22 protein-coding genes and 1 pseudogene are annotated in these 22,960 nt (G+C 72.0%); 9 read left to right on the top strand and 14 right to left on the bottom strand.

What is annotated here, in order from left to right:
- Positions 1–191 precede the first annotated feature (191 nt).
- The 3 genes from ACZ619_RS36605 (at position 192) to ACZ619_RS36595 (ending at position 2,997) form a co-directional block, all read left to right on the top strand.
- Positions 192–1,547, top strand: a complete 1,356-nt coding sequence (locus ACZ619_RS36605) for a M20/M25/M40 family metallo-hydrolase (RefSeq protein WP_469608506.1) — start codon at positions 192–194, stop codon at positions 1,545–1,547.
- A gap of 231 nt (positions 1,548–1,778) precedes the next feature.
- Positions 1,779–1,931: a hypothetical protein gene (locus ACZ619_RS36600; protein WP_469608503.1), complete on the top strand. Its 153-nt coding sequence runs from the start codon at positions 1,779–1,781 to the stop codon at positions 1,929–1,931.
- Positions 1,932–1,941: 10 nt separating this feature from the next.
- Positions 1,942–2,997: a protein kinase family protein gene (locus ACZ619_RS36595; protein WP_469608500.1), complete on the top strand. Its 1,056-nt coding sequence runs from the start codon at positions 1,942–1,944 to the stop codon at positions 2,995–2,997.
- On the opposite strand, the gene ACZ619_RS36590 is transcribed toward ACZ619_RS36595, so the two are convergent.
- The 7 genes from ACZ619_RS36590 to ACZ619_RS36560 all read right to left on the bottom strand — a co-directional run bounded on the left by ACZ619_RS36590 (position 2,970) and on the right by ACZ619_RS36560 (position 10,554).
- The gene (locus tag ACZ619_RS36590; protein WP_469608498.1) at positions 2,970–4,022 is read right to left on the bottom strand and encodes an ABC transporter ATP-binding protein; all 1,053 of its coding nucleotides are present in this window, start codon (positions 4,020–4,022) and stop codon (positions 2,970–2,972) included. The genes ACZ619_RS36595 and ACZ619_RS36590 overlap by 28 nt on opposite strands.
- Positions 4,019–5,131: an ABC transporter ATP-binding protein gene (locus ACZ619_RS36585; RefSeq protein ID WP_469608495.1), complete on the bottom strand. Its 1,113-nt coding sequence runs from the start codon at positions 5,129–5,131 to the stop codon at positions 4,019–4,021. Before ACZ619_RS36585 ends, ACZ619_RS36590 begins: the two co-directional genes overlap by 4 nt.
- Complete coding sequence (locus ACZ619_RS36580; RefSeq protein ID WP_469608492.1) at positions 5,128–6,048, bottom strand: ABC transporter permease; 921 nt, start codon at positions 6,046–6,048, stop codon at positions 5,128–5,130. Before ACZ619_RS36580 ends, ACZ619_RS36585 begins: the two co-directional genes overlap by 4 nt.
- Complete coding sequence (locus ACZ619_RS36575) at positions 6,041–7,027, bottom strand: ABC transporter permease (RefSeq protein ID WP_469608489.1); 987 nt, start codon at positions 7,025–7,027, stop codon at positions 6,041–6,043. The genes ACZ619_RS36580 and ACZ619_RS36575 overlap by 8 nt, the downstream gene beginning before the upstream one ends.
- Positions 7,028–7,099: 72 nt before the next feature.
- Positions 7,100–8,920: an ABC transporter family substrate-binding protein gene (locus ACZ619_RS36570; RefSeq protein WP_469608488.1), complete on the bottom strand. Its 1,821-nt coding sequence runs from the start codon at positions 8,918–8,920 to the stop codon at positions 7,100–7,102.
- A gap of 257 nt (positions 8,921–9,177) precedes the next feature.
- Positions 9,178–10,218, bottom strand: coding sequence for an NUDIX hydrolase (locus ACZ619_RS36565; protein ID WP_469608485.1), 1,041 nt, complete (start codon positions 10,216–10,218; stop codon positions 9,178–9,180).
- Positions 10,219–10,362: 144 nt separating this feature from the next.
- Positions 10,363–10,554 (bottom strand): hypothetical protein, encoded by a 192-nt coding sequence (locus ACZ619_RS36560; protein ID WP_469608483.1) that lies wholly within the window; start codon positions 10,552–10,554, stop codon positions 10,363–10,365.
- Between the two features lie 169 nt (positions 10,555–10,723).
- On the opposite strand from ACZ619_RS36560, the gene ACZ619_RS36555 reads away from it, so the two are divergent.
- Entirely contained in the window at positions 10,724–11,086 is a 363-nt protein-coding gene (locus tag ACZ619_RS36555) for a hypothetical protein (RefSeq protein WP_469608480.1), read from the top strand.
- A gap of 66 nt (positions 11,087–11,152) precedes the next feature.
- A pseudogene (locus tag ACZ619_RS36550) lies at positions 11,153–11,383 on the top strand (NPCBM/NEW2 domain-containing protein); the annotation flags it as partial.
- A gap of 84 nt (positions 11,384–11,467) precedes the next feature.
- On the opposite strand, the gene ACZ619_RS36545 reads toward ACZ619_RS36550, so the two are convergent.
- Complete coding sequence (locus ACZ619_RS36545) at positions 11,468–12,421, bottom strand: ROK family protein (RefSeq protein ID WP_469608477.1); 954 nt, start codon at positions 12,419–12,421, stop codon at positions 11,468–11,470.
- Positions 12,422–12,635: 214 nt separating this feature from the next.
- On the opposite strand from ACZ619_RS36545, the gene ACZ619_RS36540 reads away from it, so the two are divergent.
- On the top strand, positions 12,636–13,721 hold the full coding sequence (locus ACZ619_RS36540) for a LacI family DNA-binding transcriptional regulator (RefSeq protein ID WP_469608474.1): 1,086 nt from the start codon (positions 12,636–12,638) through the stop codon (positions 13,719–13,721).
- 7 nt (positions 13,722–13,728) lie between these two features.
- The gene (locus tag ACZ619_RS36535) at positions 13,729–14,526 is read left to right on the top strand and encodes a hypothetical protein (protein ID WP_469608472.1); all 798 of its coding nucleotides are present in this window, start codon (positions 13,729–13,731) and stop codon (positions 14,524–14,526) included.
- On the opposite strand, the gene ACZ619_RS36530 is transcribed toward ACZ619_RS36535, so the two are convergent.
- Both ACZ619_RS36530 and ACZ619_RS36525 read right to left on the bottom strand, forming a co-directional pair.
- Positions 14,472–16,685, bottom strand: a complete 2,214-nt coding sequence (locus tag ACZ619_RS36530; RefSeq protein WP_469608470.1) for a serine/threonine-protein kinase — start codon at positions 16,683–16,685, stop codon at positions 14,472–14,474. The two genes, ACZ619_RS36535 and ACZ619_RS36530, sit on opposite strands and share 55 nt — an antisense overlap.
- An 82-nt stretch (positions 16,686–16,767) precedes the next feature.
- Positions 16,768–18,072 carry a DUF6986 family protein gene (locus tag ACZ619_RS36525; RefSeq protein WP_469608467.1) on the bottom strand — a complete coding sequence of 435 codons (1,305 nt, stop codon included), beginning with the start codon at positions 18,070–18,072 and terminating at the stop codon, positions 16,768–16,770.
- Between the two features lie 194 nt (positions 18,073–18,266).
- Between ACZ619_RS36525 and ACZ619_RS36520 the strand changes: the two genes are divergently transcribed.
- Complete coding sequence (locus ACZ619_RS36520; protein WP_469608466.1) at positions 18,267–19,214, top strand: endonuclease/exonuclease/phosphatase family protein; 948 nt, start codon at positions 18,267–18,269, stop codon at positions 19,212–19,214.
- 66 nt (positions 19,215–19,280) lie between these two features.
- Here the strand turns inward: ACZ619_RS36520 and ACZ619_RS36515 are convergent, their stop codons facing one another.
- The 4 genes from ACZ619_RS36515 to ACZ619_RS36500 all read right to left on the bottom strand — a co-directional run bounded on the left by ACZ619_RS36515 (position 19,281) and on the right by ACZ619_RS36500 (position 22,446).
- Positions 19,281–20,255, bottom strand: a complete 975-nt coding sequence (locus ACZ619_RS36515; RefSeq protein WP_469608463.1) for an electron transfer flavoprotein subunit alpha/FixB family protein — start codon at positions 20,253–20,255, stop codon at positions 19,281–19,283.
- Positions 20,256–20,307: 52 nt separating this feature from the next.
- The gene (locus ACZ619_RS36510; RefSeq protein ID WP_469608460.1) at positions 20,308–21,096 is read right to left on the bottom strand and encodes an electron transfer flavoprotein subunit beta/FixA family protein; all 789 of its coding nucleotides are present in this window, start codon (positions 21,094–21,096) and stop codon (positions 20,308–20,310) included.
- A gap of 218 nt (positions 21,097–21,314) precedes the next feature.
- Entirely contained in the window at positions 21,315–21,824 is a 510-nt protein-coding gene (locus ACZ619_RS36505) for a flavin reductase family protein (RefSeq protein ID WP_469608457.1), read from the bottom strand.
- A 208-nt stretch (positions 21,825–22,032) separates the two neighbouring features.
- The gene (locus ACZ619_RS36500) at positions 22,033–22,446 is read right to left on the bottom strand and encodes a TlpA family protein disulfide reductase (RefSeq protein WP_469608455.1); all 414 of its coding nucleotides are present in this window, start codon (positions 22,444–22,446) and stop codon (positions 22,033–22,035) included.
- A 75-nt stretch (positions 22,447–22,521) separates the two neighbouring features.
- Between ACZ619_RS36500 and ACZ619_RS36495 the strand changes: the two genes are divergently transcribed.
- Positions 22,522–22,938 (top strand): DUF4395 domain-containing protein, encoded by a 417-nt coding sequence (locus ACZ619_RS36495; protein WP_469608453.1) that lies wholly within the window; start codon positions 22,522–22,524, stop codon positions 22,936–22,938.
- Positions 22,939–22,960 lie beyond the last annotated feature (22 nt).

Below are 22,960 nucleotides of genomic sequence, written 5' to 3'. Positions count from 1 at the left end.
CTGCTCCGATCAAGCCGTAGTAGCCGTGTCAAGTAGAAGCCGTATTCAAGCCGTGGGCCAGGCCCCGTCCGTCCGTAGGCCGACACCTGTCACCTGTCCCCCCGCATCCTACGGCGGAGATCGTCGCAGGCCACTGTGGGAGGATCGGTCCACTCACGAGTTCCAACGTCGCACCCACGAGGAGCGTGCCCATGTCGTCCAATCCGGTCGCCGAGACCGTCGCCGCCCTGTTGCCCAGGGCGAAGGCGGAGCTCGCCGAGCTGGTGGCCTTCAAGTCGGTGGCGGACTTCACCCAGTTCCCGAGAAGCGAGAGCGAGGGCGCGGCCGGCTGGGTCGCCGACGCGCTGCGCGCCGAGGACTTCGTGGACGTCGCCGTGCTGGACACCCCGGACGGCACCCAGTCGGTGTACGGCTACCTGCCCGGGCCCGAGGGGGCCAGGACGGTCCTGCTGTACGCGCACTACGACGTGCAGCCGCCGCTGGACGAGGCGGCCTGGACCAGCCCGCCGTTCGAGCTGACCGAACGCGACGGCCGCTGGTACGGGCGCGGTGCCGCAGACTGCAAGGGCGGCGTGCTCATGCACCTGCTGGCGCTGCGCGCGCTGAAGGCGAACGGCGGTGTGCCGGTCAACGTCAAGGTGGTCGCCGAGGGCTCGGAGGAGATGGGCACCGGCGGTCTGGAGCGGTACGCGGAGCAGCACCCCGAGCTGCTGGCGGCGGACGCGATCGTGATCGGCGACGCGGGCAACTTCCGGGTGGGGCTGCCGACCGTGACCACCACCCTGCGCGGGATGACGCTGGTCCGGGTGCAGATCGACACCCTTCAGGGCAATCTGCACTCCGGTCAGTTCGGCGGCGCCGCCCCGGACGCCCTGGCCGCGCTGATCCGGGTCCTGGACTCGCTGCGTGCCGAGGACGGTTCGACGACCGTCGACGGGCTCGCGCCGCAGCAGGGCTGGGAGGGGCTGGAGTACGACGAGGAGCAGTTCCGCGGGGACGCGAAGGTGCTGGACGGCGTCGGGCTGATCGGCGACGGCTCGGTCGCGGACCGGATCTGGGCCCGGCCGGCGGTCACGGTGCTCGGCATCGACTGCCCGCCGGTGGTCGGCGCGACGCCGTCGGTGCAGGCCGGCGCGCGTGCCCTGGTCAGCCTGCGGGTGCCGCCGGGCGTGGACGCGGCCGAGGCGGGCAAGCTGCTCCAGGCGCACCTGGAGGCGCACACGCCGTGGGGTGCCCGGGTGCGTACCGAGCCGGTCGGCCAGGGCCAGCCGTTCCGTGCGGACACCGGCAGCCCGGCGTACCAGGCGATGGCGGACGCGTTCGCGGTCGCCTACCCGGGCGAGACCATGCAGTACGCCGGGCAGGGCGGCTCCATCCCGCTGTGCAACACGCTGGCCGGCCTCTACCCGGAGGCGGAGATCCTGCTGATCGGCCTGAGCGAGCCGGAGGCGCAGATCCACGCGGTCGACGAGAGCGTCTCCCCCGAGGAGCTGGAGCGTCTGTCGGTGGCGGAGGCGCTGTTCCTGCGGAACTACGCGGCGGGCTGAACCGCTCCGCCGACCGCAGGAGGGCCCTCGTCCCCGGACGGGGGTCCTCCTGCGGTCGGGGCATGGACGTCGTCGAGCTGCTCCCCCGGCCGCGTCCGCCGCGTTTCCCGGTCGGTCAGGCCTGTCCACGGCACGACCCGGAGTCCGGTTTCTCGACGCCGGCCGACGCGGGTCCGCCCGGCTCGGGCCGGCGCATCGCCGGCGCGGTCACCGGCGCGCGTACGGCGGGTCGTGCCGGCCCGCTTCCACGAGGACCACGTCGGCGGGGCGGCCGAGTTCGCCGCGCCGAGCGGTGCCGAGGTGCCGGCCCACGGTGATCCGGTGACGGCCCGCGCGTCCCGGGTGCTGCGGGAATCGGCGGACGCCTGCGGGTCGCCGCGGTGACCATGGGGGCATGACCGACACCGCGCGCCGTATCGCCGCCCACGCCGACATCGCGACCGCCCTCGCCATGACGGGCGACGCCGAGCTGGCCGGACTGGTCGCGGCGGGCGAACCGCTCGGTGCCGGGATCGGCGGCAGGGCGGGGCGGATCACGGTCGGCGGCAGCCAGGTGTTCGTGAAGCGCGTCCCGCTGACCGACCGGGAGCGCGACCCGCGGTACGCCCGCTCCACCGCGAACCTGTTCGGGCTGCCGCCGTACTGCCACTACGGCGTCGGGGCCGTCGGCGGTCCGGGGTTCGGCGCCTGGCGGGAGCTGGCCCTGCACACCGCGACGACCAACCGGGTGCTGGCGGGCGGCTTCCCGGGCTTCCCGCTGCTGCACGGCTGGCGGGTCCTGCCCGACTCGGGGCACCCGCTGCCCGACGAACTCGCGGACGTCGACCGGGCGGTGGCCTACTGGGGCGGCTCCAGGGGGCTGCGGGAGCGCGTCGAGGGACTGCGGGACGCCTCCGCGAGCCTGGCCCTGTTCCTGGAGCACTTCCCGGCGACCCTGCACGACTGGTTCGACGCCGAGCTGCGCACGGACCGGGCGGACGCGGCCTGCGACCTGGTGGCACGGCAGCTGGCGGAGCTGACGTCCGGCCTCGGGGCGCTGCGGCTCGTGCACATGGACGTCCACTTCCGCAACATCCTCACCGACGGACGGCGGCTGTACCTCACCGACTTCGGGCTCTCGCTCAGCGACCGTTTCCAGCTGGCTGCCGACGAGCGGGACTTCTTCGACGGGCATCGGCACTACGACCGCGTGTACACCGCCTACTTCCTGGTGATCTGGCTGGTCACCGCCCTGTACGGGTACCGGGGCGCGGAGCGTGCGGAGTTCGTGCGGGCCTGTGCCGGCGGGCAGCGGCCCGAGGGTGTTCCCCGGGCCGCTGCCGAACTGCTGGTCCGGCACGCCCCGCTCGCCGTGGGCATGGAGGTGTTCTGCCGGCGGCTGGCCGAGGAGGACCGGCTGACCCCGTTTCCGTACCCGGACGGCTACAGCAGCCGGACGTTCTCCGCGTAGTGGCAGGCGACCGGGTTGCCGCCGCCCCGGTCGACGAGGTCCGGCACCCGTTCGACGCAGGCGGTGCGTTCGGTGTCGGTGAGCTGGTTCGCGAACTTGGGGCAGCGGGTGCGGAACCGGCAGCCGCTGGGCGGGCGGACCGGGCTGGGGACGTCGCCCTGGACGGTGATGCGGGTGCGGGCGCGTTCCTTGCGCGGGTCGGGCAGCGGGATCGCGGAGACCAGGGCCTGGGTGTAGGGGTGCGCGGGGCGGGCGAAGAGCTGCCGGGCGGGGGCGATCTCGACCAGCCGGCCCAGGTACATGACCGCGACCCGGCCCGCGACATGGCGCATCACGGAGAGGTCGTGGGCCACGAAGAGGAAGGAGAGCCCGAGTTCGGCCTGGAGGTCCATCAGCAGGTTCAGGACGCCCGCCTGGATCGACACGTCCAGTGCGGAGACCGGCTCGTCCAGGACGATCACCTTGGGGCGCAGCGCCAACGCCCGTGCGATGCCGATGCGTTGGCGCTGTCCGCCGGAGAACTCGTGGGCGAAGCGGTTGCCGTGCTCGGGGTTGAGGCCGACGAGGCGGAGCAGTTCGCGTACCTCGTCGTGCGCGCCGGGGCCGTAGCGGCCGTGGATGCGCAGGGGTTCGGCGACGATCTCGTGGACGGAGATCCGGGGGTCGAGGGAGGCGTAGGGGTCCTGGAAGACGATCTGCAGCTCGCGCCGCACGGGCCGCATCTGACGTCTGCTCAGCTCGGTGAGCAGGCGGCCCCGGTAGTGCACGGTGCCCGAGGTGGCGCTCTCCAGGTTGAGCAGGGTGCGGGAGACGGTGGTCTTGCCGGAGCCGGACTCGCCGACCAGGCCGAGCGTCTCGTTCTCGTGGAGGTCGAAGGAGACGCCGCAGACGGCGTGCACGTCCCCGACCCGGCGGCGGACGACGCCCTTGGACATCACCGGGAAGTGCTTGACCAGGTCGCGGACCTGGAGGACGGGGTCGCCGGTGCCGCCGTGGCCGGGCAGCGGGGGCAGTGGAGCGGTCATCGGGCATCGTCCTCCAGGTCCGCGAACCGGGCCAGGGCCTCGGTGTCGGCGCCGACGGCGTCGAAGACCTCGCCGGCCGCGGTGCCGACGAGCTCGTCGGCGAAGTGGCAGGCGCTGCGGTGGGTTGGGGAGCCGGCCGACCGCAGGGCGGGTTCGGTGCTGTCGCACGGTTCCCGGCGCATCGGGCAGCGGGGGGCGAAGGGGCAGCCCGGTGGCAGGTTGAGCAGCGAGGGCGGGGAGCCGGTGATGGGGGTCAGGCGGGCCTCCTCGCGGTCCAGGCGGGGCAGGGAGCCGAGCAGGCCGAGGGTGTAGGGCATCCGCGGGGTGTAGAAGATGTCCTCCACCGGGCCGGTCTCCACGATCCGCCCGGCGTACATGACGGCGACCCGGTCGGTGTGGCCGGCGACCACGCCGAGGTCGTGGGTGATCAGGACGAGCGCGGCGCCGGTCTCGGCGCGGGCGGTCTCCAGTGCCTCCAGGATCTGGGCCTGGACGGTGACGTCGAGGGCGGTGGTGGGTTCGTCGGCGATGATCACGTCCGGGTCGTTGGCGATGGCGATGGCGATGACGACCCGCTGGCGCATCCCGCCGGACAGTTCGTGCGGGTAGCTGTCGACGCGCCGTTCGGGGCTCGGGATGCCGACCGTGCCGAGGAGTTCCACGGCGCGTTCGCGGGCCGGGCGTCGGCCGAGCCGGGGGTTGTGCCGGAGCAGGGTCTCGGCGATCTGGTAGCCGATCGTGTAGACGGGGTTGAGGGAGGTCATCGGGTCCTGGAAGACCATGGCGATGCCGCTGCCGCGGACGTCCGAGAGACGGGCGTCGGACATGCCGAGGAGTTCGGTGCCCTCGAACCGCACCGAGCCGCGCACCCGTGCCGAGCCGGGGAGCAGTCCCATGACGGCGAGGGCGGTGACCGACTTGCCCGAGCCGGACTCGCCGACGATGCCGAGGGCCTCGCCCCGCTCCAGCCGGTAGCCGACGCCGCGGACGGCACGGACGGTGCCGTCCTCGGTGGGGAACTCCACGGCGAGGTCCTCGACTTCGAGGACAGCGCCGGACTCCTCTCCCCCGCCGGTCAGGGGGCCGATGCCGTTGCTGGTGGCGGTCACTGTCGCACCCTTTGCTGCCGGGGGTCGAAGGCGTCGCGCAGGCCGTCGCCGATGAAGTTGATGGTGAGGGCGATGGCGATGATGAAGGCGCCGGGGATGTAGAAGAGCCAGGGCCGGGTGTCGACCGCGGTCTGTGCCTGGGCGACCAGCAGCCCGAGGGAGGTGTCGGGGGGCTGGACGCCGAAGCCCAGGAAGGACAGCGCGGTCTCGGTGAGGATGCCGGTGGCGACCAGGATGGTGGCGTTGACGATGATCGGGCCGAGCGCGTTGGGCAGCAGGTGCCGGAAGATGATCCGGGTGTCCGAGGCGCCGAGCGCCCGGGCCGCCTCGACGAACTCCTTCTCGCGCAGCGAGAGTACCGACGAGCGCACCACGCGTGAGACGTAGGCCCAGGTCAGTCCGGCGATCACCACGGCGATCCAGTACCAGGAGCCGCCGCTGCGCGAGGAGATGACGAGCGCGATCGCGAACAGCGGCAGGGTGAGGACGAGGTCGGCGACGCGCATCATCAGCGCGTCGACGAAGCCCCGGTAGAAGCCCGCGACCGCGCCCCAGACGGCGCCGACCAGGGTGGAGCCGAGGGCGATGAGGATGGCGATCTTCAGGGAGGTCTGGGTGCCGCGCATCACCTGGGCGTAGGCGTCGTAGCCGGACGAGTCGGTGCCGAACGGGTGTTTCCAGGAGGGCGGCTGGGAGTTGTCGGAGGTGAACCTGGTGTACGAGTAGTGCCAGAAGTGCGGGCCGATGAACGCCCACAGCACGATCAGCACGAAGACGACCAGGCTCGTCATCGCGGCCCGGTGGCGCAGGAAGCGGCGCAGCACGAGCTGGGTCTGGGAGCGCCGGCGGACCGTGAACTCGCGGTCCGTCCCGGCCGGTTGGGTGCCGGTCGGCCCGAGTGCCCCGATGTCAGTCATAGCGGATCCTCGGGTCGAGTACGGCGTAGAGGAGGTCGGCGAAGAGGTTGAAGACGATGACGACGACGGCGGACAGCAGCAGCCAGGCCATGGTCCGGTAGACGTCGAGGGTGGTGGCGGCCTGGACGAGCATCTCGCCCATGCCGTGCCACTGGAAGATCGTCTCGGTGATGACGGCTCCGCCGAGGATGATCGCGATGTCGAGGGCGGTGACGGTGGCGAGCGGGATCAGCGCGGTGCGCAGGGCGTGCCGGGTGAGCACCTTGCCGCGGCGCAGTCCCTTCGCGCGGGCGAGCCGGACGTAGTCGCTGTCCAGCACTTCGAGCATGGAGGCGCGGGTGTAGCGGGTCCAGGAGGCGAAGGAGACCAGGGCGAGGGTGACCGTGGGCAGCAGGAGATGGCCGATGCGGTCGGTGAACTCGTTCCAGGTGGTGTCCACTTCGAGGTAGGGGGACTTCTCGCCGATGGTGCCGAGGAACTGGCTGCCGGTCTCCTGGTTGATCCAGATGCCGGCCTGTTTGAGCAGCACCGCGAACCAGAAGACGGGCATGGCGAGGAACAGGAAGCCGAGGAAGGTGATGGTGTAGTCGGCGGCGCTGTACTGGCGGATCGCGCTGAACACGCCGAAGACCACGGACATCACCAGGGCGAGCAGCATGGCGGCGGCGACCAGGGTGACGGTGACCCGGAAGCGGGTGAACAGGTCGTGGCCGATGTCGAGGTTGGCCTGTACGGACGGGCCCCAGTCGCCGTGCAGGACACCGGTGATCCAGTTCCAGTAGCGCTCCACGACGGGCTGGTCGGCGTGGATGTGCCGGGCGAAGGCGGCCACGGCCGCCTTGCTGGGCGGGGGTTGCCGGGAGGTGGCGAAGTTGGCCACGGGGTCGCCGGAGTTGATGACGACCAGGAAGACGATGAACGTCGAGACGATCAGGACGGGGATGGAGACGAGGATGCGGCGCACGGTGTAGGCGAGCATGCGGTCTTCTCTCGCGGAGGCCCGGCCCCGGGGTCACCGGGGCCGGGAATCGGTCCGGCCGGGTCGCTGGGGTTACTTCTTGAGGCCCCATTCGCCGACGTTGTACGGCGGTCCGACGTTGGTGGAGTTGTTGCGCATGTTCACGAACCGGGTCTGTACCGCGAGGAAGGTCGGCTTCTGGTAGAGCGGCAGCACGTAGGCGTCGTTCACCATGAGCTGGTCGGCCTGGTTGAGCAGGGCTGCGGCCTTGCTCTGGTCCGTCTCGCCGATGGCCGTGCTGATCAGTGAGTCGACCTTCTTGTTGCTGTAGCCGCCGTAGTTGCCGCCGGCTCCGGTCGTCCACAGCTGCTGGGCGCCGCTGATCGCGAAGGGTGAGGCGACCCAGGCGAAGACGATGATGTCGTACTGGTGTCCGGCCAGGACCGTGCCGAGGTCGGCGGCGCCGATGGGCTTGATCGTGACCTTGATCCCGAGGCCGGCGAGGTCGCTCTGGAGGATCTGGCACTCGCTCTGCCGGATCTGGTTGCCGGTGGTGTAGCGGCAGTTGAAGGGTCCGACGGTCTTGCCGTCCGGGGTCTTCAGTGCGGTGCCGACCCCGGTGAACTTGGCGTCGGTGAGGTACTTCTTGGCCTTGGCGAGGTCACCCGAGCCCTGGCCGCTGGCGCTGACCACGTCCTGGTAACCGGCGGTGCCCGGGACGAAGTTGTGGTTGTAGAGCTGCTTCACGCCGGGATCGAACTGGGCGACCGTCTTGGCCATGATGTCCTTGACGCTGATGGCCGTGAACATCGCCTGCCGCAGGGCCAGGTACTTGCCGATCACCGGGTTGTGCAGGTTGAGGTCGAAGTGCTCCCAGGTCAGCCCGCTGCCGATGGTGTAGGTGACGTCGGGGATGGCCTTGACCTGGTTGACGAGGTCGACCTCGGGCTGCGGGTAGATGCCCTGGACCTCGTTGTTGCGCAGTGCGATCGGCTCCTGCGTGGCGTCCGAGATGACCTTGAAGATCAGCCGTTGCAGGGTGGCCTTCTTGCCCGTCCACTTCGGGTCGGGCTCATAGGTGGCGTGGTCGTTGTCCACCCACTCGGTCATCCTGTACGGGCCCGCGGTGGCGTACTTGGTGGGCGGGTTCTTCTGGAAGTACTGCCAGCCCTGGGTCATCTGAGCGGCCGTCATGTGCGCCGCGTCGCCCGCCGTCGCACCGGAGACCTTCTCGGCGACGTGCGCCGGGTAGAACGGGTAGCCGGCGCCGAACAGGGACTTCCAGTCGGCGTACGGTCTGGCCATCACCACGGTGACGGTCTTGCCGTTGTCGGATCCGGTGACCGACTTGATCCGGTCGTAGCCGGCGGTGCTCTCCGGCAGACAGCCCTTGGTCTGGGTGGAGTCACTGGCCGGTGGCGGCGGACAGTCCTTGCCGTCGTTGGTGCGCCAGTAGTAGACGAAGTCGTCGGCGGTGATCGCGGTGCCGTCGTTCCAGGACGCCTTGGGGTTGATCTTGTAGACGATGGTCTGCGGACTGTCGCTCGTCTGGGTCGCGGAGGTCACCAGGTCGGTGTCGAGCTTGACGCTGAAGTCCGGCTGCGGGATGTAGACCTGCGGCAGGACGGGGCTCAGGGCCTCGGCGTTCTCGAAGGTGTTGCCGTTGGTGTCCTGCACGTTCCACTGCTGGACGTTCTTCTCGATGACGTAGGTGAACGTGCCGCCGGCCTTGGTGGCACCGGAGTTGCAGGTGTCGGCCTTGCCCTGGGTGGAGCAGGAGGTGAGTCCGGCCGAGGTGCCCTTGCCGCCACCGCCCCCGCCGCCTCCTCCGCTGCTGCTGCAGGCGGCGAGCGCCAGGACGAGCCCGGCGGTCAGTGCGAGTCCCCTTGTGAGGGTCGAAGAGTGCGCGCGCATGTCCCTCCTTCGACCGGTGGATGTCCGGTCCGTGCACGGCGGCCAGCGGCCGCGAGGAAGTTGAGCTGCGCACCGACGGTAGAACCTTTGTGTACCTCCTTCACGTTCTTGTTCATACCGGGACGGCTTCAATTCACCCTCGTTTTGCCCTAGGAACCTTCCGCCCCGTGCAAAGTCCCCTACACATGGCCGGGAAATGCCAAAGTCGGCGCCAACTACACCAAGAACAAGTTGAGTTGACAGTCAGTCAGGTGATGTCAACCGACCGGGACACCGGCTTCCAGATAGAGCGCCGCGCCGCGCTCCCGGGCCCGCAGCGCCCAGCGCAGCCGTTCGTGGCGCACCGGTGGCAGCATCTCGGCGGCCTCCTGCTCGGTGGCGAAGCGCCAGCCGCGCAGTTCGGGCCCCGGCAGCACCAGCCGCCCGGCCGCGGCGGAGTCGAGCCGGCCCCCGTCGAAGAGCAGCCGCAGTCCGCCGTAGCCGGGCGGGGCGGGCTGCTCCCAGTCGACGACGAGCAGTCGCGGCGGTTCCTCCAGCCGTATCCCGGTCTCCTCCTCGACCTCGCGCACTCCCGCCCGGGCGGGGGCCTCGCCGGGCTCCACGATGCCGCCGGGGAACTCCCAGCCGGCCTTGTAGGTGGGGTCGACGAGGAGGACGCGGTCCTGTTCGTCGAAGAGCAGGACGCCGGCGGCGACGGTCTCGGCGGTGGGTTCGGGGGTCTGCACGATGTCGCACACCACCACCTCCCCCCTCCCCACCGCCTCGGCGATGCGCACCGCCGTCGCGTACGGGCTGAGCCCGCTGGTGTCGACCAGATGGGCGTCGGCGCCGATCCAGGAGGCGAGGGCGGTGCGGTAGGCCTCGATCCGGTCGTACGACCACTGCCGGATCCGCATCTCCCCGTCGGGCAGCTCGGGCGGGATCTCCCGCCCCGCTATCCGCTCGCGCAGTATCGTTTCGGCCGGGGTGAGGCAGACATGCCGGACGGAGATCCGGCGGGCGGCGAGACCGCCGAAGATCTCGTCGCGGTACTCCTGGCGCAGGAGCGTCATGGGAACCACCAGGGTCCCGCCCAGCTCCGCGAGCATCGCGGCCGCCGTGTCGATCACCAGGCGTCGCCAGATCGGCAGGTCCTGGAAGTCGCCGACCTCGGCGAGGTGCTTGGCCGGCAGCAGGTGCGTCAGTGCCCCGCCGACGGTCTCGGGGTCGAAGAGCGTGCTGTTCGGGATCAGTTCGACCAGTTCACGTGCGGTGGTGGTCTTACCCGCACCGAACGCACCGTTGACCCAGACGATCACGGACTCCCCCTCTTCTGTTGGCCCCCTGTGGCTTGCCCGCTCCACACTGCCACGGAAACCAGTTCGCGTTGAGGGCGCGCAGACGGAGTGCCGGTGTCCCCTCGACGGAACACCGGCACCTCGGCTCGCTCCCGCCCGGGCGGGCTACTCCTGCCCCAGGAGTCCCTCGTCGGTCTGGAAGCTGTCATGGCTCACCACGTGGTCGACGTGCTCCAGGGTGTCCGAGACGTTCAGGTCGCCGAGCGGGCCGTTGTCGGCGGCGTGCGACGGGGTGATGGCGGCCACGACGAATCCGGTGGCCAGGCTGGCGATGGCGAGCATGCTGCGCTTCTTCATGCCCGTCTCAACTGCGGGGACGGCCCGGGGTCACGGCCGGACCCGCGAGCGGAGCAACGCGGCGCGCCCGACGCCGGAAACCGGGTGGTCCGGGCCGTCGCCGCGGCGGTACCGTCGGGCCCCGACCCGCCGCCGTCCGCGGCCCCGAGCGCACAGGAAGCCGTACGCCATGACCAGCCCGCGACCCACCACGACCCTCTGGCGCCCCACCGGCCCCGTGGAGCTCGACCTGGTGCGCGAGCTGGAGTGGCGGGCCTGGCCGCCCCGGCTGCCCGGGCAGCCGATCTTCTACCCGGTGCTCGACGAGGACTACGCGATCAGGATCGCCAGGGACTGGAACGTCCGGCACGACGGCGCCGGTTTCGTCACCCGCTTCGCGGTCGACACGGAGTTCGCCGGCCGCTACCCGGTCCGGCAGGCCGGCGGCAGCACGATCCTGGAGCTGTGGGTACCGGCCGGGGAACTGGACGAGTTCAACGCGCACATCGTCGGTCCGATCGAGGTCGTCCACGAGTTCCGTCCCGCACCGTGACACCTCACCGGCCAGGTCCCGCCGGTGTTCTGCCCGGACGACTGCTGGGCCCTGCCCCAACGCGACGCGGACGTCGGGGTGGACGACGAGGAGGGCGCCGACCGGACCGTCCCCTTCGAGGTCCGCGCGGACGGCACCGAGGCCGCCTCGACCGGTGTGCCGACCACCGCGATGCCCGCCCGGCCGCCCACCGCCGACGTCACCGGCGCGCAGGTGGTCCGCCTCGTCGTCACCGACGGCGGTGACGGCGTCGCCTCCGACCACGCGGACTGGGCGGACGCCCGGATCAGCCGCTGAGCAGGCGTCGGTCCGGTCGGCCGGACCTGAACCCCCGGCCGACCGGACTGAACGTTCCTGCGGTGCCGCGGCCGCGGCCGGGTCTCAGACCCCGGCCGCCGTCGCGTCCGGCCTGCGGGCCAGCGCCGCCGCCGCGGCGCCGACCAGACCCGCGTCCGTGCCCATCTGGGCCGGTACGACGGTCAGCCGCTGCACGAAGGAGAGGGTCGCGTAGTCGGTGAGGGCCTTGCGCAGCGGCGTGAAGAGGATGTCCCCCGCCTTGCCCACGCCGCCGCCGATGACCGCGATGTCGATCTCCACCAGGGTCGCGGTGGCCGCGATCCCGGCGGCGAGCGCCTGCGCGGCCCGCTCGAAGGAGGCCACCGCGACCGGGTCGCCGGCCCGGGCGGCTTCCGCCACCGCCGCCGCCGAGGTGTCGCCGTCCGGTCCCGGCAGCCAGCCGCCCTCCAGCGCCCGCCGGGCGATGTTGGGCCCGCTCGCGATGCGCTCGACACAACCGCGCGCACCGCAGGGGCAGGGGTCCCCGTCCAGGTCCACGCTGATGTGGCCGATGTGGCCCGCGTTGCCCGTCGGCCCGGGATGCAGCTTGCCGCCGAGCACCAGGCCGCCGCCGACGCCTGTCGACACCACCATGCACAGCGCGTTGTCGTGGCCACGGGCGGCGCCCTGCCAGTGTTCGGCGGCCGTGATGGCGACGCCGTCACCGATCAGCTCGACCGGCAGTCCGCCGGCCGCGGCGCGCACCCGCTCGACGAGCGGATAGTGCCGCCAGCCCGGCACGTTGACCGGGCTCACGGTGCCGGCGGAGGCGTCCACCGGGCCCGCGCTGCCGATGCCGAGCGAGCCGGCACGTCCCCACAGGGGTGAAGCGGCGAGTTCGCCGATCACCTCCTCGACGGCCCCCATGACCGTCTCGCCGTCCTGCTGGGCGGGCGTCGCGCGCTGGGCGCGCGCCTGGATCCGTCCGTGACCGTCCACCAGTGCGCCGGCGATCTTGGTGCCGCCGATGTCGATGGCCGCCACGAGGTCGGTGTGCATCAGAGTCAAATCTCCCCGTCAACCATGAGTAGTCGAGTGAAGGAACAGCCCGGTCAGGCGGTGGGGGCGCCGGCCGGGGAGTGCGGTGGACAGTCTCCCTCGCATCTGACAACGTTGTCCAGGCTCTATGCTCGACGCCACATCCTCATACAAACCCACGGGTCTGTGTATCCCTGATACAAACCCAGGAGCCCAGACACCACCCCGCGAGCCCATGCATCCCGTGGACGACAGGACAGGACGCCGCATCGTGCCCGAAACCTCCCGCCGCGCAGACCGTCTTCCCGGATCCCGCTACGGGACCCGGCCGACGATGAAGGACGTGGCGGCGCGGGCCGGCGTGGGCCTGAAGACGGTGTCCCGCGTGGTCAACGGCGAGCCCGGGGTGACCCCGGACACCGAGCGCCGGGTGCAGGAGGCGATCGACGCGCTCGGCTTCCGCCGCAACGACAGCGCGCGGGTGCTGCGCAAGGGCCGTACCGCGAGCATAGGTCTCGTCCTGGAGGACCTCGCCGACCCGTTCTACGGCCCGCTGAGCCGCGCGGTCGAGGAGGTGGCCCGGGCCCATGGCGCCCTGCTGATCAACGGCTCCAGCGCCGAGGACCCGGAACGGGAGCAGGAGTTGGCGCTCGCGCTGTGCGCACGGCGGGTGGACGGGCTGGTGGTGATCCCCGCCGGGGACGACCACCGCTACCTGGAGCCGGAGATCAGGGCGGGCGTGGCGACGGTGTTCGTGGACCGTCCGGCCGGGAAGATCGACGCCGACGTGGTGCTGTCCGACAACTTCGGCGGCGCCCGTGACGGCGTCGCCCACCTGATCGCGCACGGCCACCGCCGCATCGGGTTCATCGGCGACATGCCCCGCATCCACACGGCGGCGGAGCGGCTGCGCGGCTACCGGGCGGCGATGGAGGACGCGGGGATACCGGTCGAGGAGGCGTGGAACTCGCTCGGCGTGACGGACCCGGAGCGGGTGCGCCGGGCGGCCGAGACCATGCTGACCGGGCCCTCCCCGGTCACCGCGATCTTCGCGGGCAACAACCGTGTGACGGTCACCGTGATCCGGGTGCTGGCCGAACAGACCCGGCCGGTCGCGCTGGTCGGCTTCGACGACATCGAACTGGCCGATCTGCTGCACCCGGGCCTCACGGTCGTCGCCCAGGACTCGGCGCTGCTCGGCCGTACGGCCGCCGACCGGCTCTTCCGCCAGCTGGACGGCACGCTCATGGCGCCGGAGCGGATCGAGCTGCCGACCCGGCTGATCACCCGCGGCTCGGGCGAGCTGCCGCCGGCGGACTGAGCCGCGCGTGAGTGGCCGCACCCTCGCGGAACTCGGCCTCGACCGGGCGCCCCGCGACCATCCGCTGACCTATCCCGGCGCCTGGCCCGCCGACTCCGGACTCCTCGACGGCGACCGGCTGTTGCCGCTGGAGCGGCTGGTGCACGGCGACAGCCGGGTCCCGGTGCTCGCGGTCGGCTCCAACGCCTCTCCCGCGCAACTCCAGCACAAGATGGCCGAGTTCGGGGTCGCCGGACCGATCCCGATGGTGCGCGCCCGGGTGATCGGCCTGGACGTGGGCGTCTCCGCGCACGTCAGCCGCCTCGGCTACGTCTCGGCGTCCCCCGTCGAATCCCCCACCACGGTCAGGGAGTTGTTCGTCGTCTGGCTGGACGCGCGCCAGCTGGAGGTGGTCGACGCGAGCGAGGGCGCCCCGCTGCCGAACGGCAACTTCGCCCGGGCCTGGCTGCCCGCGCCCCGGGTACGGGCCGGCCTCGCGGACGGCACCGAACTGCCCGGGGTGCACGTGTACGTCAACCGGCACGGTGTCCTGCACGACGGCACCGGCAGCCCCCGCCGGCACCCCGGGGAGCGCCCCCTCCTCACGGAACTCCTCGCGGAGTCCGCCGAGTTGAGGTCGCTGTTCGGGAGCACGCCGGAGGAGTTCTGCGCGCGGGCGCGGGCCGACGGCGAGCTGTGCCGGCGCGGCACCCTGCTGTTCGCGGAGCGCCGGTGGGCGGTCGCGTCCGGACTGGAGCGGTACATCGGCGATCAGCAGACGGGGAGTCCCGGGACCGGTTCGCCGCTCTCGCCGCCGTCGATGTAGACGTCGCTGATGTACACGCCGGTGTTGCCGTTGTCGTCGTCGGTCCTGGCCCACCAGGTGCTGCTCCACCTGCCGTGGGACTCCTCACGGCCCAGATCGGCCTGGCAGTAGAAGGCGTGCGTGCCCGGGTGGACCTTGCCGACCTTCGTCCCCGAGGCGGTGTAGGACTTGGCGGCGCTGGAGACGACGCAGGTGTACGTCCCGGCGCCGGTGGACGGGCAGGCCGAGGCGGCTGCCGTGGGGGTGGGGGTGGCCCCGGTGCCCGAACCGGAGGAGGGGGTGGGGTCTGTGGACCCCTCCGCGCCGGGGGCCGAGGCGGAGGCGGAGGCGCGGCCCCTCGGGTCGCCTGATCCGGGCCGGGTGGCGGCGCCGGTCGCGGCGGTGCGCGTCTCCTCGCCCTGTCCCACGGGATCCGAGTCGGCCGACGGTCCGGCCGCGGTGTCGCGCGCCTCCTCCGACGCACCCGCCGCGACCGAGGCGGGCGGCGCGGCGTCCGGCTTCGCCGGGTGCCCCTTGTCGTTCAGCAGCACGACGGTCAGCCCGACCGTCGCGATCACGACACCGACGGCCACGACGGTCAACCGCCGGGCCCGCCGACCGCCACGACGCGACGAGGCGGGCCGCGACGGCCCCCCGGGGCCCCGTGTGCGGAACCCGAGGGATAACCGCCGGACGGCGTCCTTCACGGCCGGCTGAGCGGACGCCTGCGCGACCGGCTGAGCCGACTGACGCGCCGATGACTGATCGGACGGCTGAGCGGACGACCGGGCGAACGCGTGGCCCTCCCCCACCGCACCGGCCTCACCACCCACCCCCTCACCCACTGCGGCTCCGGCCTCGGCCTCGGCTCCGGCTCCCACTCCGGATCCGGCTCCCGCTCCGGCTCCCGCATCGATTTCGATTTCGACTCCGGCCCCGGCCCCGGCCCCAACCCCATCTCTGGCAGCCGAAGCACGCCCCTCCCCGCCCCCTCGGGGCACCCCCTCGGCAGACTCACCGGGCTCGGCCGCGAGCGCCCCTCCGCTGCCCGCCGCAGACTCTCCGCGCGACCCCTCGGCACCCTGTTGGCCCGGCCCCACCACCACCTGCCCGGCAAGCGCCCCATCAGCCCCCTCAACGCCCTCCGCCCTCTCGACGGACCCTCCAGCAGCCCCCTCGACCGCCCCCTGCGCGGACTCCCGGGCCCCGGCCGCCCCCTCGGGTCCCGTCGGCAGGGCGAGGGCGAGGGCGGGTTGGGAGGGTGTCGGCTTTCTCAGGTAGGTCGTGGAGGTGTCCGGGGTCGGCTGCTGGGCCGCCGTCCAGAGCAGTTCGCACGCCTCCTCGGCGCTCGGCCGGGACGCGGGGCGCTTGTCCAGGAGGCGTCGCAGGACGGGGGCGAGCGGGCCGGCCCGGTGGGACTCGGGGACGGGCTCGTCGACGATCGCGGTGAGCGTCGAGAACGTGGAGGTGCGGCGGAACGGCGAGACCCCCTCCACCGCCGCGTACAGCGCCGCGCCGAGCGCCCAGACGTCGGCCGCGGGACCCGGTGTCGCGCCCTTGGCCCGCTCGGGCGCCAGGTAGTCGAGGGAGCCGACCAGTTCACCGCTGTGGGTGAGATGCGTGGCGGAGCCGTCGCCGGGGTCGTCCATCGTGGCGATGCCGAAGTCGGTGAGGACGACGCGCCCCGAGCGGTCGAGGAGGATGTTGCCGGGCTTGACGTCGCGGTGCAGGACACCGGCCCGGTGGGCCGCGGCGATGGCCTCCATGACCTCGGCACCGACCCGGGCCGCCGACTCGGGGGCGAGGGGGCCGCGGGTGCGCAGCACGTCGTCCAGGGAGGGGCCGTCGACGAGTTCCATGACGATCAGCGGCCGGCCCTCGACCTCGCCGATGTCGTGCACGACGATCACCCCGGGATGGCGCACCCGCGCGGCGGCCCGTGCCTCGCGCCGCATCCGCAGCCGCAGCGCGGCCAGTTCGGACCCGGCGCTGTCCGTGTAGGCCCGCAGTTCCTTGACGGCGACCTCGCGGCCGAGGACCTCGTCGACCGCGCGCCACACCACTCCCATGCCACCGCGCCCCAGCCGGGCCACCACCCGGTATCTCCCGGCCAGCAGGCGACCGGTCCCGTCGCCCTGTCCGTACGCACCCGCCACCACAGCCCCGTTCCTGACACACATCCGTGAATGGCGCACCAGAGTACGGGGCGGTGACAGGGACGGTTCAAGTAGCCCGGAAAAGCTGCGACTTGGCCGGTACGCACTAGTTGCCCGAGGCTGTCAGATCACCCCGCCGAGGCGCCGCGAAGGCCTCCAGACCGGCCCGGGTCAGGCCGGTCGGACGGGTCACCTCGGCGATGTCGAGGGCTCCGCAGTCCAGTCCGCGCAGCAGGTAGCCGGCGAGGGCCTTGGCGGTGGCGGGCTCGTCCATGACGTCCCCGCCGGCGCGGTCGGCGTACCGGGCGAGCCGGGCGGCGGCCCGCTCGAAGCCCTCGCGGTAGAAGGCGAAGACGGCCGCGTAGCGGGTCGGGATGTGGCCGGGGTGCATGTCCCAGCCCTGGTAGTAGGCGCGGGCCAGGGCGCGCCGGGTGAGCCCGTAGTGCAGCCGCCAGGCGTCGTGGACCTGGGCGGTGGGGCCGACCGGCAGCACGTTGGTGGAGCCGTCCGAGACCCGGACGCCGGTGCCCGCGGCGGCGACCTGCATGACGGCCTTGGCGTGGTCGGCGGCCGGGTGGTCGCCGGCCTGGTAGGCGGCGGAGACGCCGAGGCAGGCGCTGTAGTCGAAGGTGCCGTAGTGCAGTCCGGTGGCGCGGCCCTCGGCGGCCTGGATCATCCGGGCGACGGTGGCGGTGCCGTCGGTGGCGAGGACTGCCTGGCTGGTCTCGATCTGGATCTCGAACCCGATCCGGCCGGCCTCCAGGCCGTGCACCTTCTCGAAGGCCTCCAGGAGCCGGGCGAAGGCGGTCACCTGCTCGGGGTAGGTCACCTTCGGCAGGGTGAGCACCAGTCCGCCGGGCAGTCCGCCGTTCGCCATCAGGCCGGTGAGGAAGATGTCGAGGGTGCGGATGCCCCGGTCGCGCACCGCGGCCTCCATGCACTTCATCCGGATGCCCATCCAGGGCGCCGCCGTCCCCTTGGCGTAGGCCTCGGCGATCAGCAGCGCCGCGCGGGCGGCCGTCTCGTCCTCCTCGGCGTCGGGGCGGGGGCCGTAGCCGTCCTCGAAGTCGACGCGCAGGTCCTCGATCGGCTCGCGCTCCAGTTTGGCGCGGACCCTCGCGTGGACGGGCTCGGCGAGGTCGTCGGAGAGGCCGAGGACGGCGGCGAAGGAGGCCGCGTCGGGGGCGTGTTCGTCGAGTGCGGCGAGGGCCCGGTCGCCCCAGGAGCGGATGGTGCCGGCGTCGAAGGCGTCGCCGGGGACGTAGACCGTGTGGACGGGCTGGCGGGTACCGGGGTCGCCCGGGTAGCGGCGCTCCAGTTCGGCGTCGACGGGTGCGAGGGAGGCGCTGATCTCCTCGCTGACGGCGCCCGCGAGGCTCGTCGCCACGTTCTCCTGCCGGCTCTGGCCCATCCCGCACCCTCCTGTTTTCCACTGTACGGAATCAACAATCCGTTGAATGAAGTTATCCGGGTGCCTTCGGGTGGTCAACACCGTGTCCACGGGGCGACACGCCCCCATCTGGGCATGTTCACGCTCATCTCACACCTGGGTATCACAGTGCTCAACGCCAGTCCGTCCGGCTTGTGCCCCCTGAAGGAGCGCCCGTGCCGCACCCGCGTCGCCGAGTCACCCGCCGCCTTGGACTGCAGGCCCTGCTGGCCGCGGCCGTCACCATCCCCCTCTCCAGCGCCGCCGCGATCACCGTCTCGCCCGCCTCCGCCTCCGTCCCGCGCACCCGCCGGGTGAGCCTGTCGGCGGCGCCCCGGCCCGCTCCCCGCCTGGACGTCATGACCTTCAACCTGCGGTTCGCCAGCTCCACCGAGCCCAACAGCTGGGCTGATCGCCGACCGGTGATGCGCGAACTGCTGCTCCGCGCGCGCCCGCAGGTCATCGGCACCCAGGAGGGCCTCTACCAGCAGTTGCTGGACATCGGCACCGACCTCGGACCGGACTACGACTGGATCGGCACCGGCCGCGAGGGCGGCAGCCGGGACGAGTCGACCGCCGTCTACTACGACGTACGGCGCCTGGCCCCGGTCGAGCACTACACCTTCTGGCTCTCCGACACCCCCGAGGTGATCCGCTCCAACACCTGGGACGCCGCCTTCCCGCGGATCGTCACCTGGGTCCGCTTCCGCGATCTGGCGGACTCCGGGCGGGAGTTCTACGTCGCCAACACCCACTTCGACCAGCGGAGCCAGTACGCCCGGGAGCGCAGCGCGACCCTGCTGGTCCAGCGGATCGCGGAGTTCGACCCCGCGCTGCCGGTCGTGGTGACCGGCGACTTCAACGCCGCCGCGCACAAGAACCAGGCCTACACCACGCTGATCGGCTCGGGCCTCGTCGACACCTGGGACGCGGCCGAACAGCGGAGCGCCCTGTACGCCACCTTCCACGGCTACCAGGGGCTCACCCCGGACGGCGACCGCATCGACTGGATCCTGGCGTCACCGGGGGTGACGGCCCACCGCGCGACGATCGACACCTTCTCCGAGCACGGCCAGTTCCCGAGCGACCACCTGCCCGTCCAGGTCTCCCTCACCCTGCGCTGACCCCCGGACGGCACGAGGCCCCCGTGACCGTCGCGGTCACGGGGGCCTCGGACGGCCCGGCGCGGATCAGCCCTTGCGGGTGTTGACCTCGTCGGTGAGCTGGGGGACGACGTCGAAGAGGTCGCCGACGACACCGAAGTCGACCAGTTCGAAGATGGGGGCCTCGGCGTCCTTGTTGATGGCGACGATGGTCTTCGAGGTCTGCATGCCCGCGCGGTGCTGGATCGCGCCGGAGATGCCGGAGGCGATGTACAGCTGCGGGGAGACGGACTTGCCGGTCTGGCCGACCTGGTTGGTGTGCGGGTACCAGCCCGCGTCCACCGCGGCGCGCGAGGCGCCGACGGCCGCGCCGAGGGAGTCGGCGAGGGCCTCGATGACCGAGAAGTTCTCGGCGCCGTTGACGCCGCGGCCGCCGGAGACCACGATCGCGGCCTCGGTCAGCTCCGGACGCCCGGTCGACTCACGCGGGGTGCGGCCGGTGACCTTGGTACCGGTCGCCTGCGCGGAGAAGGACACCTCAAGCGCCTCGACCGCACCGGCGGCAGGGGCGGCCTCGACGGCGGCCGAGTTCGGCTTGACCGTGATGACCGGGGTGCCCCTGCTGATCCGGGACCTGGTGGTGAACGAGGCGGCGAACACCGACTGGGTGGCCACCGGGCCCTCGTCGCCGGCCTCCAGGTCGATGGCGTCGGTGATGATGCCGGAACCGATGCGCAGCGCCAGACGCGCGGCGATCTCCTTGCCCTCCGCGGAGGACGGCACCAGCACGGCGGCCAGGGAGCCCGCGGCGGACACAGTGGCGACGGCGGCCTGGAGCGCGTCGACCTTCGGGACGACCAGGTAGTCGGCGTACTCGGCGGCGTCGTGCGTCAGGACCTTGACGGCGCCGTGCTCGGCGAGCGCGGCGGCGGTGTCGGCGGCGCCGGCACCCAGCGCGACGGCGACGGGCTCGCCGATCCGGCGGGCCAGCGTCAGCAGCTCCAGGGTGGGCTTGCGGACGGCACCGTCCACGTGGTCGACGTAGACGAGGACTTCAGCCATGGGAATGCTCTCCTGCGAAACGAAGTTGAGGGGCGGTCGGCGCGTGCGGGGCTCAGATGAACTTCTGGCCCGCGAGGAACTCGGCGAGCTGCTTGCCGCCCTCGCCCTCGTCCTTGACGATCGTGCCCGCGGTCCGGGCCGGACGTGCGGCGGCGTCCTCGACCTTGGTCCAGGCGCCCTCCAGGCCGACCTCCTCCGCCTCGATGTCGAGGTCGGACAGGTCCCAGGCCTGCACCGGCTTCTTCTTGGCCGCCATGATGCCCTTGAACGACGGGTACCGCGCCTCGCCCGACTGGTCGGTCACCGACACGACCGCCGGCAGCGACGCCTCCAGCTGCTCGGAGGCGGCGTCGCCGTCGCGGCGGCCCTTGACCACGCCGTCCTCGACCGAGACCTGGGAGAGCAGGGTCACCTGCGGAACACCCAGCCGCTCGGCCAGCAGCGCCGGCACCACACCCGCGGTGCCGTCGGTGGAGGCCATACCGGAGACCACCAGGTCAAAACCGGCCTTCTCGATCGCCTTCGCCAGCACGAGCGACGTACCGATCACGTCACTGCCGTGCAGGTCGTCGTCCTCGACGTGGATCGCCTTGTCCGCGCCCATCGACAACGCCTTGCGCAGCGCGTCCTTCGCGTCCTCCGGACCCACCGTCAGGACGGTGACCTCGACGTCGTCGTCCGACTGCTCGGAGATCTGCAGCGCCTGCTCGACCGCGTACTCGTCCAGCTCGGAGAGCAGACCGTCCACATCGTCACGGTCGACGGTCAGGTCATCGGCGAAGTGCCGGTCGCCAGTGGCGTCGGGCACGTACTTCACAGTGACAACGATCCTCAGGCTCACGCCGGCTCTCCTACTGCATCGTCTCGTCTGGGCTGCCTCTTGCAGGCAGCATAGGCGCCTCAAGCGGCTCATCCCGGTCGGGGCGGCCGCGCGCTCCGAACGAAATATTACTCGTCAGTACACCCAGTTCATTCCCGCTGAGCAAGCGCTTTGAACTGTGACCTTCGCAACGCAGCGTAACCGGAACCCGACGCCTTCGCAGAACGAGGGGCGCGTGATCAATCCCGCAGTCCGCTGAACCGGCCCTGGTGGTACAGCAGCGGCCGGCCGACGCCGGAGGGGTCGCCGAGGACCACCTCGGCCAGCACGATGCGGTGGTCGCCGGCGGGGACGCGCGCGACGACCTTGCAGACCAGCCAGACCAGCACGTCGTCGAGGACCGGCACGCCCGCGTGGCCCTCGCGCCAGGCGGTGGGCTCCCCGAACCGGTCGGCACCGCTGCGGGCGAAGGTGGCCGCGAGCTCCGCCTGGTGCTCGCCGAGTATGTGCACGCCGATGTGGTCGGCGGTCGATATCGCGGGCCAGCTGGAGGCGCCCACACCGACACCGAAGGAGAGCATCGGCGGTTCGGCGGAGACGGAGGCCAGGGAGGTGGCGGTGAAGCCGACCGGGCCGTCGGCGCCGGTCGCGGTGATCACCGCGACCCCGGCCGCGTGCCGCCGGAAGGCGGAGCGGAGCAGGTCGGGAGAGGCGGTCCTGGGGGCGTCGAGGTCGGGCGTGGCCGTCATGGAGTTGTCCTTCTGCGAGAGGCGGCGTTCGGGTGCGGGACTGCTCAACAGTCCGGACAGCGCGCGCTCGCGTTGCGGGCCAGGTCCACGTGGACCCGGCCGAAGAGAAGGAGTTCCCGAGGCATACAGTCAGGCTGACGATAGGTGGTGCGACCAGTCAAGTACGTTCCGCGATGTGGGAGCTGCCTCACCGTCATCGGCACGTCCGTCAGACCGCCTCTCCCAGCGCCGCGATGACGTCCGCGCGGCGGGGCTGCCCGGTGGCCCGGCGCACCACCAGGCCGTCCGCGTCGAGCACCAGCACGGTCGGCGTCTTGAGGATCTCCAGTTCGCGTACGAGGTCCAGGTGGGCCTCCGCGTCTATCTCGACGTGGGTGACGCCCGGGACCATCCCGGCCACCTCGCCGAGCACCCGCCGGGTGGCCCGGCAGGGGGCGCAGAAGGCGCTGGAGAACTGGACCAGGGTGGCCCGTTCACCCAGTTCGCCGCCGAGTTCGGCCGCTCCCAGCCGCTTGCCGTCGTCCCGCCCGCGCACCCGCACCCTCCCGCTCCGCCGCTTGTGCAGCACTCCGAAGAAGCTCGCCGCAGCGAGCACCGCCACGCACACCACCAGTCCGGTCATCCTCCGCACAAGCATTCACGAGACTGCAAAGATTCCCGACTCCCCTCCGGACCCTGGGGGCGGAATCCTTGGTTCATGGATATCGACGCACGTGGGCCGCGGTTCGCGGCGGCCGTGACGACGGTCGTACTGGCCGTCGCGCTGATCACCCGGAGCCCCTGGGTCCTGGCCTGGCAGACCCTCGCGTTCGCGCTGGGCGCGGCCGGGGGCGTGGGCGCCTCGCCGTACGGCCTGCTCTTCCGCAGGGCGGTGCGGCCCCGGCTCGGGCCTCCGACGGAGTTCGAGGCGCCGGAACCCCCGCGGTTCGCGCAGGCGGTGGGACTGGTGTTCGCGGGGCTGGGTCTGGTCGGTTTCACGCTGGGCCCCGGCTGGCTGGGTCTCGCGGCCACCGGGCTCGCGCTGGCGGCCGCCTTCCTGAACGCCGCGTTCGGGTACTGCCTGGGCTGCGAGATGTTCCTGCTCGTACGGCGTTTGGGGGTACGCGCGGAGTAAAGGGGGTTTAAAAATCCGAGGT

Source organism: Streptomyces sp. NPDC104367, from assembly GCF_055583825.1.
Note: the sequence above shows the minus strand (reverse complement) of the source record. Positions and strands in the feature narration are given on the sequence as shown.